Raw genomic sequence first — 16428 nt, 5'->3', positions numbered from 1 at the left:
GAAACCATGAAAAAAATACTTGCATCACTTTTAATTATTGGCTCTTTTTCTTGTAAAAAGGCTAAAAAAGATGCTGACAAGACCGAAGAGAATATAGTTGAAGTTGTAAAACCAGAAGTTAAGCTTTACACCTTTAGTGGGGGCAATGTAAGGGCCAACATGTTGGAAATCTTTTCGCAGGATACAACATACACTGGCCAATCCAAGGAGTTTGCAGATGCCTTCTATGTTATAAGCCATCCCAAAGGAAACTTAATGTGGGATGCAGGCCTACCTGAAGGGCTTGTTGGTATGCCAGAACCATTTACTGATCCAAGTGGAGCTTTTACAGTATCAAGAAATGACTCTGTTGTTAACCAGCTGGCAAGCATTGGAATGAAAGTGGATGACATTGATTTCATTGCCCTTTCCCATACACATTTTGATCACACTGGGCATGCCAATGTGTTTGCTGGATCCACTTGGTTGGTTCAACAAGCAGAGTATGATTTTATTACAAGCGAAGAGACTCAAAAAAACAATGCTGATAATTATAATGCCATAAAAGAACTTCAAAACACCAAAAAGTTTTCTGGCGATTTTGATGTTTTTGGAGATGGCAGTGTAGTTATAAAATCCATGCCAGGACATACACCAGGGCATCAAGTACTTTATTTGGATATGCCAGAGCACGGACCACTTTTGCTATCTGGAGATTTGTATCATTTTTATGAAAACAGGGAACATAAAAGAGTGCCCAGCTTTAATTTTGATGTAGATCAAACCAAAGCCAGTATGGCTGCTTTTGAAGCTTTTGCAGAAGAAAAGGGAGCAAAAGTCTATATACAACATGCTAAGGGAGATTTTGAAAAACTGCCTAAGACACCCAACTTTTTAAAATAATATTGAATTACAAGAGAATGCTAGAGATTAAGGATTTACACGCAAGCATAGAGGATAAAAAAATCTTGAACGGAATCAATCTTAAGGTGAACGCAGGAGAAGTTCATGCTATTATGGGGCCAAATGGTTCAGGTAAGAGCACCTTGGCATCTGTGATTGCCGGAAAAGAAGAGTTTGAAATAAAGAAAGGCAGTCTTGCTTTGGATGGTGAAGATTTAGAAGAATTAGATCCAGAAGAAAGAGCGCACAAAGGAATCTTCTTATCATTTCAATACCCAGTTGAGATTCCTGGGGTTTCTGTGACCAATTTTATGAAAACGGCAATTAACGCATCTAGAAAAGCAAGAGGCTTAGAGGATATGCCCGCCAACCAAATGCTGAAACTGATTCGTGAAAAATCCGAAATGTTGGAAATTGATAGAAAGTTTTTATCGCGTTCCCTTAATGAAGGATTTTCAGGAGGAGAGAAAAAAAGAAACGAAATTTTTCAAATGGCAATGTTAGAACCTAAGTTGGCCATTTTAGATGAGACAGACTCAGGACTGGATATTGATGCGCTTCGTATTGTGGCCAATGGGGTCAACAAGCTTAGGGGAAAAGACAATGCTATTATCGTGATTACTCACTACCAAAGATTGTTGGAATACATTGTTCCTGATTTTGTGCATGTATTGCATGATGGAAAAATTGTAAAGTCGGGCTCAAAGGAATTGGCTCTGGAATTGGAAGAGAAGGGATACGACTGGATAAAGCAAGAAGCGATAGTATAAATAACAGATATTAAGATTATCAGATTTCTGAGAACTGATAGCTGAACACTGATTACAATGGATTTAAAAGATAAATTACTTTCTTCATTTCTAGCTTTTGAGAACAATGTGGACTTGGACCATCCAGTACACGAAGTTCGTTCAGAGGCCATCAAAAATTTTGAAGAAAAAGGCTTTCCTTCTAAAAAAGAAGAAGCTTGGAAATATACGTCCTTGAACGGTATTCAAAAAGTGGACTTTAGTATTTTCCCAAAAAAGGAAAATACACTGGAGTACAAGGATATTAAAAAGTATTTCCTACATGAAATAGATACCTATAAGATTGTATTTATTGACGGAGTTTATAGTTCATACCTATCGGAAACCACCCATGATGGTGTCGATGTATGTTTGATGAGTGCCGCATTGACCAAACCACAATACAAGCAGGTCATAGATGTATACTTCAATAAAGTGGCTTCTAAAGATGAGTCTTTAACTACTTTGAATACGGCTTTTAGTAAAGAAGGAGCCTACATTTATATTCCAAAGAATAAAGTGCCCAAAAAGCCTATTCAAATAGTGCATTTGGCAACTGGCAATGAAGCTGCTTTGATGCTGCAACCCCGAAACTTGGTAATTGTTGAGGAGAACGCTGAAGTTCAGATTATAGAACGTCATCAAAGTTTGACGGGAAATGAGGTGCTTACCAATTCTGTAACCGAAATATTTGCAGCCAAGGATGCAAATGTGGATTACTATAAGGTTCAGAATGATGAGAACACAGCTTCTCTAATTGATAACACCTATATTTCTCAAAAGGATAAGAGCATTGTTCGTGTGCATACCTTTTCGTTTGGAGGGAAATTGACACGTAATAATCTAAACTTCTACCAAAACGGTGAGTATATGGACTCCGTGTTAAAAGGAGTAACTATTTTGGGTGAAAAACAGCATGTGGATCATCACACGTTGGTACACCATGCAGAACCAAATTGTGAAAGTCATCAGGATTATAAAGGAATTTTTGGTGAGAAATCTACAGGGGTCTTCAATGGAAAGATTATTGTAGACAAGATTGCCCAAAAAACCAATGCCTTTCAGCAGAACAATAACATATTAATTAGTGATAAGGCTACCATCAACACGAAACCGCAACTAGAAATTTTTGCCGATGATGTTAAGTGCTCACACGGATGTACCATTGGACAATTGGATGAGGATGCTTTGTTTTATCTTCAGTCCAGAGGTATTCCCAAGAAAGAGGCAACAGCTTTGTTAATGTATGCCTTTGCCAATAACGTTTTGGAAAGCGTTAGAATTCCTGAGCTTAAAACTAGAATCAACAAGATTATAGCCAATAAACTTGGCGTTCGTGTTGGGTTCGAATTGTAATGCTTTTTGGAATAAGGTTTTTCCATTTTTAAGATTTATAAATTAATGATTTTTTGACTACCGACATTTCTGATTGTTTGTTTGTTTTGCAATCTTAATTCAAAATCTTTATAATGAAAAGTCCATTTCTTTCTCTTTTTTTATGCGCTACTTGTATCGTAAATGCACAAAATTTTAACTGGAGTGTTGAAGCCAACTATCCTATTTCTATAGGTGATGAGCTGGGCAATGACAATCCAGGAATTGTTGACCTAGGACTCAAATATAGATTTCTAGAGATTGGTTTTGCTCGACTGGGAGCAGTTATAAATGCTGGGTTTTTTCGTGATGATTTACGTACATTCGCTGACGGTGAAACTTTTGATTTTGATGAAACTAACTGGTTGATCCAACCAAAGGTTTTTATGGAGTTCAAGATTCCCGCATTGGAAAAACTCAGGCCATCTATTGGGTTGGGATATACAATAATCACATCAAAATTTGAAGGTGACTTTCCAGGATTGGGAAGAGGAGTCTCAGATACATCTACGGATGGAGGGATAAATATCAACTTAGGATTATCGTATGATATTACCAAGCGCTTTTTTATACAGGCACAGTATGATTATATTCAGAACAATATCGACAACCCCGGCTTATCTGATATCGAACAAGACTTAGGATTTTTAAAATTCGGTGCAGGTTTCTGTTTTTAGTATAATTCAATCAATTGGCCCACTGAATTACCTCTGGGCCTTAACAGTATTCCCCTATTGTAAGTATCTTTGTAATCTATTTTGATTGCTATGATCGATTTAAATAAAGTAAGAAAAGACTTCCCCATTTTAAATAGAGAAGTCAATGGAAAACCATTGGTGTATTTAGACAATGCTGCTACGTCGCAAACACCCCAACAGGTAATAGATGTCATTGTTGACTATTACCAAAATTACAACGCCAATATTCACCGTGGCGTGCATAGTCTTTCGCAAGAAGCTACGGATGCTTATGAAGCGGCAAGAATCAAAATTCAAAAACACTACAACATAGCCAAAACCTATGAGGTAATTCTAACTTCTGGGACTACGCATAGCATTAACTTAGTGGCTAATGGTTTTGCCTCTTTTGTAAAAGAAGGAGATGAAATTCTGGTTTCGGCCATGGAACACCATTCCAACATAGTGCCATGGCAAATGCTTTGTGAACGTACTGGAGCTATTTTAAAAGTAATCCCAATGAACCAGAATGGTGAGTTGGTTATGGAGGCATTTCATGATTTGCTTTCGGACAAGACCAAGATGGTGTTTTGTAATCACGTTTCCAATGCTTTGGGAACTATAAATCCCATAGAAGAGATTATTAAAGCATCCCATGAAGTAGGTGCGGCGGTTTTAGTTGATGGCGCGCAGGCCGCTCCTCATATAAAAGCCGATATGCAAGCTTTGGATGTTGATTTTTACACCGTGTCAGCACATAAAGTTTGTGGCCCTACAGGTGTGGGAATGCTTTATGGCAAAGAGGAATGGTTAAAGAAATTACCTCCATATCAAGGTGGTGGAGAAATGATTGCCGAGGTTACTTTTGAAAAAACCACATACGCCGATTTACCACACAAGTTTGAAGCAGGAACTCCAAATATCTGTGGTGGGATAGCTTTTGGTGCCGCTCTGGACTATATGAACAGTATAGGGTTTGAATCAATTGCCCAGTATGAAGAAGAATTGCTTCAATATGCCACGGAACAATTACTCACGATTGATGGATTAAAGATTTATGGAACTGCTAAAAACAAGACCTCTGTCATCTCCTTTAATATAGAAGGAATCCACCCATATGATATTGGTAGTATTTTAGATAAATTAGGTATAGCGGTTCGTACTGGTCATCACTGTGCGCAGCCCATTATGGACTTTTACCAAATACCGGGCACCGTTAGGGCCAGCTTCAGTTTTTATAACACAAAAGAAGAGGTGGATGTTTTGGTTGAAGGTGTAAAGCGAGCTAGAAATATGCTGCTTTAACATAGAAGTTATCTTTATCTTAAACGTTTGATTAGCAACCATCCTAATTGTATTTTTGAACAAAACTGACACATGACCATAGAAAAGATACAGGAAGAGATTGTAGATGAGTTCTCCATGTTCGATGATTGGATGCAACGGTATGAGTACATGATTGAATTGGGCAAATCACTTCCTCTGATTGATGAGCAATACAAGACCGATGATAATATTATCAAAGGCTGTCAAAGTAAAGTGTGGGTACATGCAGAACTGGATACTGATAAATTAGTTTTTACTGCGGATAGCGATGCGATCATCACCAAAGGGATCATTGCTATTTTGATCAGAACATTTAGCAATCAAAAACCCCAAGATATTATTGATGCCAATACAGACTTTATTGATGAAATAGGTCTTAAAGAGCATCTTTCGCCAACACGGGCAAACGGATTGGTAAGTATGATAAAACAGTTGAAATTATATGCTATCGCTTATCAAACACAATTAAATTGAGAAAAATGAGTGAAGAAATCGCAATAGATACACAGGAACTGGGAGAGAAAATAGTGAGGGTCCTTAAAACCATTTATGATCCTGAAATTCCAGTTGATATATATGAGTTAGGTCTTATTTACGATGTATTTGTAAATGAAGATAATGATGTCAAAATTTTGATGACATTGACATCACCTAATTGCCCCGTTGCTGAAACATTACCAGTTGAGGTGGAAGAAAAAGTTAAATCTTTGGATGCTTTAAAAGATGTAGAAGTTGAAATTACTTTTGATCCCCCTTGGACACAAGAATTGATGAGCGAAGAAGCCAAACTTGAGTTGGGAATGTTGTAAGTAAAAATAAGATATCGGACCTCGGATATCAGAAATTAATTAGTATGGATAAGGGGTTTGAACAAATAGTTTCATGGAGAAAGGCTAGAGAGCTCAACAAAGAAATATATCAGATTACGGATGAGAAGGTTTTTTCAAAATATTTTGCACTACGTGATCAGATAAGAATAGCTTCGATTTCAATTTCTTCTAACATTGCAGAAGGTTCTGGAAGAAAAACGAATAAAGAGTTCATTTACTTTTTAAATGTTGCAAAAGCATCATGTTATGAAGTAAAATCTCAATTGTATTTAGCATTGGATGTAAACTATATTACCAAAACTATTTTTGATAAAACCTATGGTATTTGCGATGAAATTTCCAAAACTATTTATGGTTTAATCAAACACCTAGAAAACAAAATCTGACGACTGATATCTGAATTCATATGTCTGAAATAGTAAACAGAGTAGCGCAAAGTAAATTAGTGACCTTTGACCTTGAAGAGTTATATCCGCAAGGCCAGAGAGTGGTACTCGATATTAAGGACTGGCTTTACGAAGGTTTTATTTTAAGGGAAAAAGAATTCAGAAAACACTTGGAAGAGCATGATTGGTCAGCTTATACAGATGCTTATGTTGCGTTGGGTTGTTCTACAGATGCCATTGTTCCCGGCTGGGCTTATATGCTTGTAGCATCCAAGCTTAATCCATATTCTAAAAAGGCTGTAATTGGAAGTTTGGAAGATTTAGAAATGTCCTTATACCAAACACTTTTAGAAGATTTGGATGTTTCCGATTTTAAGGATAAACCTATTATCATAAAAGGTTGCTCCAATAAACCAGTGCCTGAAAATGCCTATATCTTGGCAATTTCTAAAATTCAGCAAGTTGCAAAAAGCGTAATGTACGGAGAGGCATGTTCTTCTGTGCCCTTGTTTAAGAAGAAGTAAATAATGTCCGTTTAAATGTGACATTTCTTACTTTTGCGTTTCTAAACATTAAACTCCATACTCTATGAAAAAACTACTTTTTACAGTGGGGGCATTTTTTTTGCTCATTTCCATCAAAGCACAAACAGAAGAAGAATTAAAATCACAAATCGGCCCTAAGAAAGATTCCATTGCAGCTATTCAAGGTCGGGTTAATTCACTACAATCGCAGCTAGATGCATTACCTGGATGGAAAATAGGTGCCTTTGGGACCATAGGCGGAAGCTTTTCTGGTTTTAACAACTGGTTTTCACAAGGTATTCCCAACAACTCTTCGGGGACTATTGGTTTTACTGTAAATGCATTTGCAAATCAACAAGAAGAAAAATTCTTCTGGAGAAATGCTGCAAATATTAACTTAAACTGGGTAAAACTGGATGATAAGGATGACCCAACAGATGATGATGGTTTTAGAGAATCCACAGATGTATTCAATATCTCCTCGTTGTACGGAAGAAAATTGAGTGACAAGTTTGCCATATCCGGTTTGGCAGAATACAGGACTACCATCTTAAGTAATTTTAATGATCCTGGTTATTTGGATCTAGGGGTAGGTGCAACTTGGACGCCCATACCAGATTTAGTGGTAGTGATTCATCCCTTAAACTATAATTTTGTTTTTAGCAATGAGGATACTATTTTCAATTCTTCGTTGGGGGCAAAGATTGTTGCGGATTACACCAAACAAATTGGCGCTGTAAGCTTTAAGAGTAATCTTTCCATGTTTCAGAGTTATGAAAGTGGAGATTTGAGCAATTGGACCTGGACAAACTCTTTTGCATATACTTTATGGAAAGTAATAGGTGTAGGTTTTGATTTTGGATTGCGCAACAACAAGCAGGAAACGCTTAACTATATTGTGAACAATGCACCAACTCCTGACCCAACCGCTACTTTTGATACTATTGATAATGAGTTGCAAACCTATTGGACATTAGGATTGAGTTACTCCTTTTAAAGAAATATGATGTAACAAAAAAGCCCTCCAATTGGAGGGCTTTTTTTATGGGGTTATGCGTAATTTTTTGTGTTTTTAAAACCATGGTCTAAGTAGGTTAAGCTTATGGAAGACTAGGTCGTAACGTTAACACTTAAAAACAGGATGAAATTAGCTTTTCTGTTGCTTGTCTTTAAATTTTTGTTGTGAACAACTAAAAACATGTGGTGGAAAATGTTAACGATTGTATTTCATCGGCAAACTAAAACACATCATCTAATGAGCTTTCAATATTGATCCAAATGTTCGGGATACAAAAAGTTATTATATGGAAAACGGGTTACATGAATGTCGCGCACTTCATCATAAACCCGTTTTCTAAATTCATCTAAATTTTCCTTGTTCAATGCAGAGATAAAAAGCGCTCTATCACCTACTTTTTCCATCCAGGTTTTTTTCCAATCTTCAATAGTGAAATGTATGGAGGTGCGTTCAGTAACCAAATCATCAGTATCTATAGTCTCATGTTGATATTGATCTATTTTATTAAAGACCATGATGGCCTTTTTATCTGCACTTTTAATCTCGTCCAATATTTTATTGACAGAATCAATATGTTCTTCAAACTGCGGATGCGAAATGTCTACAACATGTAATAGGAGATCTGCTTCCCGGACTTCGTCCAAGGTACTTTTAAAGCTTTCCACCAATTGAGTAGGCAGCTTTCGTATAAAACCTACTGTATCACTTAACAAAAAAGGAAGATTACCCATGACCACTTTCCTTACTGTAGTATCCAAGGTGGCAAATAATTTATTCTCAGCAAAGACATCACTCTTGCTAATAACATTCATTAGGGTAGATTTACCAACATTGGTATAGCCCACTAGAGCAACCCTGACCAGTGCACCACGATTACCTCTTTGGGTTTCCATCTGGCGATCTATTTTGGTAAGCTTCTTTTTTAAAAGTGAAATACGGTCGCGCACAATACGCCTATCTGTTTCTATCTCGGTTTCTCCAGGGCCACGCATACCTATACCCCCTTTTTGTCGTTCCAAGTGAGTCCATAACCCCGTTAGTCTTGGCAATAAGTATTGGTATTGCGCCAATTCCACCTGCGTTCGTGCATAGCTGGTTTGCGCCCTTTGGGCAAAAATGTCCAGGATTAAGCTGGTTCTGTCTATAATTTTACAACGGAGTTGCTTTTCAATATTTCGCTGTTGTGCTGGGGAAAGCTCATCATCAAAAATTACAGAACCTATATCATTTGCCTGTACATATTGCTCCACCTCTTCCATTTTCCCGCTACCTATTAAAGTTTTGGGATTGGGAACATCCATGCGTTGGGTAAATCTATGGGAGACCTCACCTCCTGCGGTAAAGGTTAAAAATTCCAATTCGTCCAAGTATTCTTTGACCTTGGTTTCATCCTGATCCTTATTGATAACACCAATAAGTACCGCCTTTTCATAATCCGTATCCTTCTTTTCTAGCATTGAATCAATTAAAGTGCAAATCTAATCAATGTTTTGGAAGCTGTTTTTTGTACTTTGGATTTTTATAATTTTAAAAACTCGCCTAAGCTCTCTCAAGTTGAAAAATCTCGAAAACCAGTTTACCGTAGCATTTTACAATCTCGAAAACTTTTTTGATACCAAGAATGACCCCCATACGTTGGATGATGATTTTACTCCGGATGGGATGAAGAGATGGGATGAATCTAAATTTAGCAAGAAAACGAAGAAGCTTGCTAAGACTATATCGTTAATAGGTGGAGAAGAGAGTAGTATACCTCCAGTTTTAATAGGAATTGCTGAAGTTGAAAACAAGAAAGCCATTGATGCACTTCTTAATACCAAGGCCCTTAAAGAAATTGATTACGCTTATGTGCATTTTAATTCGCCTGATGAAAGAGGAATAGATACAGCACTTGTTTATAATAGAGACCATTTTAAGGTTTTGGACGCCGAGACCATTCCTTTGTTAGTGGATAATAACAACGGAGATCGAGATTTAACAAGAGATATTTTATATGTACATGGAATGTTACATGAAGAGGAAGTTCATGTTTTTGTAAACCATTGGCCTTCACGCAGATATGGGTCAGATGAAACCAGTTATAAAAGGGTAAAAGCTGCGGAAACCGTGCTGCAAAAAATAGGCAATATGCCCATGGAGAGTTTCAATTGTATTATCATGGGGGATTTTAATGATGACCCAAACTCTGAAAGTATCCAAAAAATTATGGAAACGGGGGCATTTGTAAATCCCATGCAAAAACTGTTGTCTCCAAATTCTGGAAGTGCCAATTATAAAGGGAAATGGAGTCTTTTTGATCAAATTTTAATTTCGCATAGTTTTTTGAACTATGAAAAAGGGACGCATAGTTTTAGAAAAGCTGAAGTTTTTGCCCCTAAATTTCTCAAGGAATGGAAAGGGAAATATAAAGGCAATCCATTTAGAACTTTTGCAGGTAAAAAATACCTAGGAGGCTATAGTGATCACTTTCCAGTTTACGTGGTTTTAAAAGGAAATGGATAATTTTTACAAGAAAGAAAAATACTACACCACATAAAAATGTAGTTTCACAACAGCTCATCTTCAAACACCGTGCAATTCATCGAAATAAAAGGGTTTTTTATCGATAGATATCAAATCGATAATATGTTTGTAGTCCAAATCTTACTTAACCAATTATCATGGATTGCAAAATACCTGCTTGGGCAAGAGGAATTTTTTCATCCCTTTTATTTTTACTTCCAGGAATTTTTTCCGCTTTTGGACAATCCAAATCAGAAAAAGAATATATTCAATCTACCTATAATCAATATAAAATAGTCTCATTTGTTTCTAAGATGGAGGCCGAACATCAATCCAAAGAATCCAAAATAGACCAAATTTTAAAAACCAATAACTGGAAGCGTACTGAAGAACTTAGTGATGGTTCAATTGTAACACTTAAAGATATTGGAACGGATGGAACGCCTCTCTTCTATACGACCCTAAACGATCCTTCAAAACAAGTTTCTAGAGCACACATGTTGTACACAGGTGGACTTTTGAATTTAGGATTGGATGGAAGTGGACTTCAAGTAGGTGTTTGGGATGCTGGTGTTGCACTTACAACACATCAGGAATTTGATAACAGAGTAAAAAATGGCGATGACTCTGAAGAAATAGGCTCGCATGCTACTTTAGTGACAGGAAACCTTATCTCCTCTGGAATAAAACCGAATGCTAAAGGAGTGGCCTATGGCGCCGAAGCACTATCTCATGATTGGACTAGGGATAAAATTGAAGTTGCTGAAGCAGCTGCAAACGGACTTTTACTGAGTAATCACTCTTATGGAATAAAATCTGACCGGGTTCCTGACTGGTACTTTGGATCTTATATTAAAGTATCTCAAGATTGGGATAAGATTATGTACAATGCTCCCTACTATTTAATGGTAACAGCAGCGGGTAATGCACAAAAATCTTTTGATAATGAGGCTCCTAATTTTGGTACAACTACTGATGGGTTTGATTTATTACTTGGATTTGCAACATCTAAAAATGGTTTGACCATTGCAGGAGCAAATACCAAAATAGGGAACATGGGAGAATTGAAGGAAGCTCGTGTTGCCTCATATAGCAGTTTAGGACCTGTTGATGATGGACGGATAAAACCGGATTTGGCGGGTGATGGGTCTTCCATATTTACAACGAGTTCTACAACAAATACAAGTTATGATGCTTCTGCCGGAACTTCTATGGCAGCTCCTGGAGTAACAGGCGCCTTGCTACTGTTACAGCAATACCATGAGGAACTTTACGGTAGTTTTATGAAAGCGGCTACACTCAAAGGCCTTGCTTTACATACTGCGGATGATGTAGATGCTAAAGGACCAGATTATAAGATGGGATGGGGAATAATGAATGCAAAAGCCGCAGCAGAAGTTTTACAGAACAAAGGCTATAGCAGCCTTATTGAAGAAGAAAGTTTAACAAATGGCAATACTTTTTCTATTACTATTAATGCAAATGGAAATGAAACCCTGTTTGCTTCCATTTCTTGGACAGATCCAGAAGGAAAATACATTAATAGAGGGGATTTAAATGGTACGACCCCAGCATTGATGAACGATTTGGATATTAGAATCACCAAAAACGGAGATACTTACTACCCTTGGAAATTGAATGCTGCCAGAGTAAATGATACGGCTACAAAAGGAGACAATCTAGTGGATCCTTTTGAACGAGTAGAAATTGATAATGCTAGAGGAGAGTATACCATTACCGTTTCGCATAAAGGGACATTGGTAAACGGATTTCAAGATTTTTCATTACTGGTTTCTGGAGCCCAAGTTTCAAAATGCAACATAGAAATCCCTTCCGATATTGAGTTGCTTTTCTCAACTGAAGATAGCTCAGCCATTTCATGGTCAGATGCTGAGGAGACTCTTTTTGAAGTTCAATACAAGTCCACGAATGAAAACAATTGGAATAGTGAATTGGTTTGGGAAAACAGTTTTGAATTTTCCAATCTGGAAGAGGGAGTCACTTATGAAACTAGGATTCGTTCCATTTGTACCGAGAATGTGGTATCCGATTTTTCGGAGGAAATTAAATTCGAGTTTAATGGTGCAGAAACGCAGCTTATTGTCTACGAATCTTTTGGATTTGATGAAACTTTGGAAATTATGTTGTATCCAAACCCAGCAGTGGAATGGCTTACTGTTGATGCAAAACTGTCTGAAGATGCAGTTTATTCTATTGTGACTTCTTCAGGTAATATAGTCAAGAAAGGCACCCCAACAGAAGCGATAAATGTTTCCGATTTAGCTTCTGGATTATACGTTTTGGTTGTTCAAGATCACTCTGGAATGAAAAGCTCTAAATTTTACAAAAACTAAATACATTGCATATCTACTTTTTTAAAATAGGAGGGATTGTTTCAAACGAGTTTGGAGAACTGAAGTTTTCTGAAAAGGTTTTGTTTTACCTAGCAGTTATACTTTTTTAATTTCTTCTTCGGTAAGCAAGGCTTCGTTTCTCAGTTTTAAGAAAACCTGAGCTGTGGTCACTACGTCCAATTCACAATAAGAGACAATCCGGTCCAAATCATTTTCTTCATAAAAAACATCCTTTACCATACTGCCATCCATATCTTCCTTGGGAGATGGAATGCCTAATATATGAGCCAAAAGCTTTAGCGAGGTAAAATGTTTATAATCCCCAAACTTCCATAGCTCCATGGTATCTAAATGAGGGATGTCCCAAGGCTTTTTGCCAAATAAATCTAATTTGTAGGGCAAATTCATTCCATTAATGACCATGCGTCTGGCTATATAGGGAAAATCGAATTCTTTGCCATTATGGGCACACAGGAGGTGTCTGGTCTGATTAAAATGTTCCTGAAGCAATTGTTTAAACTGTTTTAACAGTTCTAGTTCCTCTCCGTAAAAGGAAGTGACTCGAAAGTTTCGGGTATCGCCTTTGACGATAAAGTAACCAACAGAGATGCAGATTACTTTACCAAATTCAGCCCAGATTCCTGCACGTTCATAAAACTCTTCTGGGGTAAATTCATCTTTACGTTGGTACTGCGACTTTTGCTCCCAGAGCATTTGGGTGGTTTCATCTAAATCTGCGAAACTTGGTTTTTGGGGTACAGTTTCAATATCCAAAAAGAGGATATGTTCTAGGTTAAGTTTATAAAGCATATTAAAATATTAAAAGAGAGTCATCTGCTTGGCAGGACTCTCATGTTCTAAAAGCCATTTCTTGCGGTGTAGCCCACCGGCGTAACCAACAAGATCTCCATTGCTTCCGATTACTCGATGGCATGGGACAATAATCCAGAGTGGGTTTTTACCATTGGCGGCGGCTACGGCGCGTATGGCTTTGGGGTCACCCAATTTTTTAGAAAGCTCAAGATAAGAAACTGTTTTTCCAAAGGGGATTTCAACAAGGGCCTTCCAAACCTTTTTTTGAAAATCAGTTCCAGAGGGGTTTAGTTTTAAATCAAAATTCTCTCGAGTTCCTTCAAAATATTCTTGAAACTGATATATGGCATCCTCTAAAACCTCTGGAATTATACCAATAGGTTTTTTTTCGTTTAAAACAGATACTGAAGCAAGTCCGTTTTCATCACCTTGAAGCTCTGCCATACCCATGGGAGTTTGTAAATAAGCAACTTCCATTAGTTTATATCATCTTTTTCTTCAATAATCCCTAAGCGCTTTGCTCTGCTTTCCCAGTTCTTTCTGGCAAGCACTTGAAGGTCTTCAACGTTGTCGCTTTCGTCCATAATCTCCAACCCAAGTAATGTTTCAATCACATCTTCCATGGTAACCAAACCACTTACCGAACCATATTCATCAACCACTAAAGAAACATGCTCTCTTTGTGCCACGAATTTTTCAAATAGTTCTGGAATGGGTTTTGTTCGGTCAGTAACTAAAATTTCGCGTTTTAAAGTAGAAACGGCTTGTTTACCTTTTTTGTTGATGATGGCCTCCAAAAGCTCATCTTTTAGAAAGTAGCCGGTTATGTTATCCATTCGATCTTTATAAAGCGGGATTCTTGAAAACCGAAGCGGCCTATTGGCTTCGAAAAAATCTTGAATGGTAGTTTCCTCCGAGGCAATTTTCAGCACTGTTCTAGGTGTCATTACATCTTTGGCCAGTATTTCATCAAACTTCAAAAGGTTTTTAATCACTTTGGATTCCGATTCCTGAAAAACACCTTCTTCATGGGCAATATCTGTCATTGCTGTAAAATCTTCTCTACTTAATACACTCCCATGATGCCCCTTTTTTCCGATAAGTTTTGTAAACAGTTGCAGAACCCATAGCAAGCCAGTCCATTTAAGAATAAAGACCATCACATTTAAAGCTTTTGCCGTAAAATTGGATAACTGTTTCCAGTAAGTTGCACCTATCGTTTTTGGAATAATCTCTGAGGCTACCAAAATTAAAATTGTCATTAAGGTGGACACAACGCCAACCATGAGGTCCTCAGTAAATTCAAATCCCATAAAAGTACGGGTAGAAGTCCCATACAGTTCTGCATAAGCAACCTTAGCTTGAACACCAACCAAAATGGCACCTACAGTATGAGCAATGGTATTAAGGGTAAGAATGGCAATCAAGGGTTTGTCCACATCCTTTTTAAGAAGTTCCAGCTCGCTGGCGTACTCCTTGCCTTCTTGTTTTTTTATATTGATGAAGGTGGGGGTAATGCTTAACAATACTGCTTCCAGAATGGAACATAGAAATGAAAAGAATATAGAAATAAAGGCATAAAAAAGTAGAACTCCCATTGGTTTTAGCTATAAACACCAAGATAATGAATACCAATGAATTTGCTCCCAGTTAATTTAAAGTTGCTTTATAAAAAACATCTTGCAGAGCGGTTCTAATGTTCAATTTGTAAAGATTTCTATTGGTTCTTGTGGGGTATACCCTGTTTGAAAGAAAAACAAATACCAATTGGTTTTCGGGGTCGGCCCAAATAAAAGTGCCCGTAAATCCTGAGTGCCCAAAACTTGTGTTGCTTGCCATGGGTGACGGATAGGCATCTTTTAAGTCTAGTGTATCATTACCAATTAATGGCTTATCAAAACCTAATCCTCTCCTATTTTCATTATCTGGAAATTGAACTTTTGTAAATTCCTTGACAGTCTCTTCAGAAATAAGCTGCTTGCCTGAACAGGAACCATAATTTTGATAGAAGGACATGATTTTTGACATGTCTTCTGCAGTACCAAACAATCCTGCATTTCCTGAAACCCCACCTAAGAGCGAAGCATTTTCGTCATGTACCCATCCTTTTACGAGGTTATTTCTAAAAAGCGTATCCTTTTCTGTTGGAACAATACTATTTGGGAACCCCTTATTACTAGGATTAAAACTTAAGGTTTTGCAACCTAAAGGATTGTAAAAGTTCTCTTTAAGATATGTTTCATATTCCATTTGGGTAAGTTGAGAGATTAACTCCGGAAAAATAAGAAAGGAGAGTCCAGAATATTTATAGACCTTATCATCTGAGACTTTTGAGCGATTAATGATGCGATGCATTTTTCGTTGAAATCGATTTCCGATATATAGTCCATCATAAACCTGTTTTTGAAATTGTGGACTCGGCTTTTCCCTTATAAATCGTTTTTTAATTTTTCCATCTTTCATCACTTTTGCCATAAAAACGATGTAGGGTACCAAACCAGCTTGATGACTTAAGATTTGTCTTAACGTAAGATCTTTCTTGCTCTTTCTTTTTCTCCAAGGTTTCCAATACGTGCTGAACGGGACATCCAAGTCGAGTTTTTTTTCATCCACCAACTTCATGATTGCCGGTAGCGGTCCAGTAATTTTAGTAACCGAAGCCAAGTCGTATATATCATTTAAGCGAACGTTCTGAATACTATCATAGGTATGATAGCCGTATGCTTTATGAAAAATCACCAGATTGTTTTTTGCAACCAATAATTGCGATCCAGGAAAGGCATGGTTCCGTATGGCATGGGTCATTATTGAATCAACCTGAAAAGCAATGGATTCCATATCAAAACCTGTTTCATATGGTGTGTCATCTTCCAAATAGTGCTGAGCGCTGTTTGTTTGCAAAAACAGAAAAGTAAGGAATGCAAGAACCAGATTCTTCATAAAACAACTTGTTT

General features: G+C 37.3%; 17 protein-coding genes. 12 read left to right on the top strand and 5 right to left on the bottom strand.

Annotated elements, in window-relative coordinates:
- The first annotated feature begins 6 nt into the window (after positions 1-6).
- From SJY44_RS02230 to SJY44_RS02185, 10 genes are all read left to right on the top strand, one after another.
- Positions 7-882 carry an N-acyl homoserine lactonase family protein gene (locus SJY44_RS02230; RefSeq protein WP_396591103.1) on the top strand — a complete coding sequence of 292 codons (876 nt, stop codon included), beginning with the start codon at positions 7-9 and terminating at the stop codon, positions 880-882.
- A gap of 17 nt (positions 883-899) precedes the next feature.
- Positions 900-1652: a Fe-S cluster assembly ATPase SufC gene (gene sufC, locus SJY44_RS02225; RefSeq protein WP_396591102.1), complete on the top strand. Its 753-nt coding sequence runs from the start codon at positions 900-902 to the stop codon at positions 1650-1652.
- A gap of 57 nt (positions 1653-1709) precedes the next feature.
- Positions 1710-3026 carry a Fe-S cluster assembly protein SufD gene (gene sufD, locus SJY44_RS02220; protein WP_396591101.1) on the top strand — a complete coding sequence of 439 codons (1317 nt, stop codon included), beginning with the start codon at positions 1710-1712 and terminating at the stop codon, positions 3024-3026.
- Positions 3027-3139: 113 nt separating this feature from the next.
- Complete coding sequence (locus tag SJY44_RS02215; RefSeq protein ID WP_396591100.1) at positions 3140-3721, top strand: outer membrane beta-barrel protein; 582 nt, start codon at positions 3140-3142, stop codon at positions 3719-3721.
- A 90-nt stretch (positions 3722-3811) separates the two neighbouring features.
- Positions 3812-5026 (top strand): aminotransferase class V-fold PLP-dependent enzyme, encoded by a 1215-nt coding sequence (locus SJY44_RS02210; RefSeq protein WP_396591099.1) that lies wholly within the window; start codon positions 3812-3814, stop codon positions 5024-5026.
- A 72-nt stretch (positions 5027-5098) separates the two neighbouring features.
- On the top strand, positions 5099-5521 hold the full coding sequence (locus SJY44_RS02205; RefSeq protein WP_396591098.1) for a SufE family protein: 423 nt from the start codon (positions 5099-5101) through the stop codon (positions 5519-5521).
- 5 nt (positions 5522-5526) lie between these two features.
- Entirely contained in the window at positions 5527-5856 is a 330-nt protein-coding gene (locus tag SJY44_RS02200; RefSeq protein WP_298923208.1) for an SUF system Fe-S cluster assembly protein, read from the top strand.
- A 44-nt stretch (positions 5857-5900) separates the two neighbouring features.
- A complete protein-coding gene (locus tag SJY44_RS02195) occupies positions 5901-6263 on the top strand; it encodes a four helix bundle protein (protein ID WP_396591097.1) in 363 nt (120 codons plus the stop codon).
- A gap of 20 nt (positions 6264-6283) precedes the next feature.
- Complete coding sequence (locus tag SJY44_RS02190) at positions 6284-6787, top strand: DUF2480 family protein (RefSeq protein WP_298923204.1); 504 nt, start codon at positions 6284-6286, stop codon at positions 6785-6787.
- 64 nt (positions 6788-6851) lie between these two features.
- A complete protein-coding gene (locus SJY44_RS02185) occupies positions 6852-7784 on the top strand; it encodes a DUF3078 domain-containing protein (protein WP_396591096.1) in 933 nt (310 codons plus the stop codon).
- Positions 7785-8050: 266 nt separating this feature from the next.
- Here the strand turns inward: SJY44_RS02185 and hflX are convergent, their stop codons facing one another.
- The gene (gene hflX / locus SJY44_RS02180) at positions 8051-9262 is read right to left on the bottom strand and encodes a GTPase HflX (protein ID WP_396591095.1); all 1212 of its coding nucleotides are present in this window, start codon (positions 9260-9262) and stop codon (positions 8051-8053) included.
- 97 nt (positions 9263-9359) lie between these two features.
- On the opposite strand from hflX, the gene SJY44_RS02175 reads away from it, so the two are divergent.
- A complete protein-coding gene (locus SJY44_RS02175) occupies positions 9360-10307 on the top strand; it encodes an endonuclease (protein WP_396591094.1) in 948 nt (315 codons plus the stop codon).
- Positions 10308-10465: 158 nt separating this feature from the next.
- Entirely contained in the window at positions 10466-12661 is a 2196-nt protein-coding gene (locus tag SJY44_RS02170) for a S8 family serine peptidase (RefSeq protein WP_396591093.1), read from the top strand.
- A gap of 96 nt (positions 12662-12757) precedes the next feature.
- On the opposite strand, the gene SJY44_RS02165 is transcribed toward SJY44_RS02170, so the two are convergent.
- The 4 genes from SJY44_RS02165 to SJY44_RS02150 are packed head-to-tail and all read right to left on the bottom strand — an operon-like array spanning position 12758 to position 16414.
- Positions 12758-13471, bottom strand: a complete 714-nt coding sequence (locus SJY44_RS02165; protein ID WP_396591092.1) for a 3'-5' exonuclease — start codon at positions 13469-13471, stop codon at positions 12758-12760.
- Between the two features lie 9 nt (positions 13472-13480).
- A complete protein-coding gene (locus tag SJY44_RS02160) occupies positions 13481-13951 on the bottom strand; it encodes a methylated-DNA--[protein]-cysteine S-methyltransferase (protein ID WP_396591091.1) in 471 nt (156 codons plus the stop codon).
- Entirely contained in the window at positions 13951-15072 is a 1122-nt protein-coding gene (locus tag SJY44_RS02155; RefSeq protein ID WP_396591090.1) for a CNNM domain-containing protein, read from the bottom strand. The genes SJY44_RS02160 and SJY44_RS02155 overlap by 1 nt, the downstream gene beginning before the upstream one ends.
- 52 nt (positions 15073-15124) lie before the next feature.
- Positions 15125-16414 carry a serine hydrolase domain-containing protein gene (locus SJY44_RS02150; RefSeq protein ID WP_396591089.1) on the bottom strand — a complete coding sequence of 430 codons (1290 nt, stop codon included), beginning with the start codon at positions 16412-16414 and terminating at the stop codon, positions 15125-15127.
- Positions 16415-16428 lie beyond the last annotated feature (14 nt).

This window comes from Allomuricauda sp. R78024 (assembly GCF_044596045.1).
In the GTDB taxonomy this organism is placed as follows: Bacteria; Bacteroidota; Bacteroidia; order Flavobacteriales; family Flavobacteriaceae; genus Flagellimonas.
Note: the sequence above shows the minus strand (reverse complement) of the source record. Positions and strands in the feature narration are given on the sequence as shown.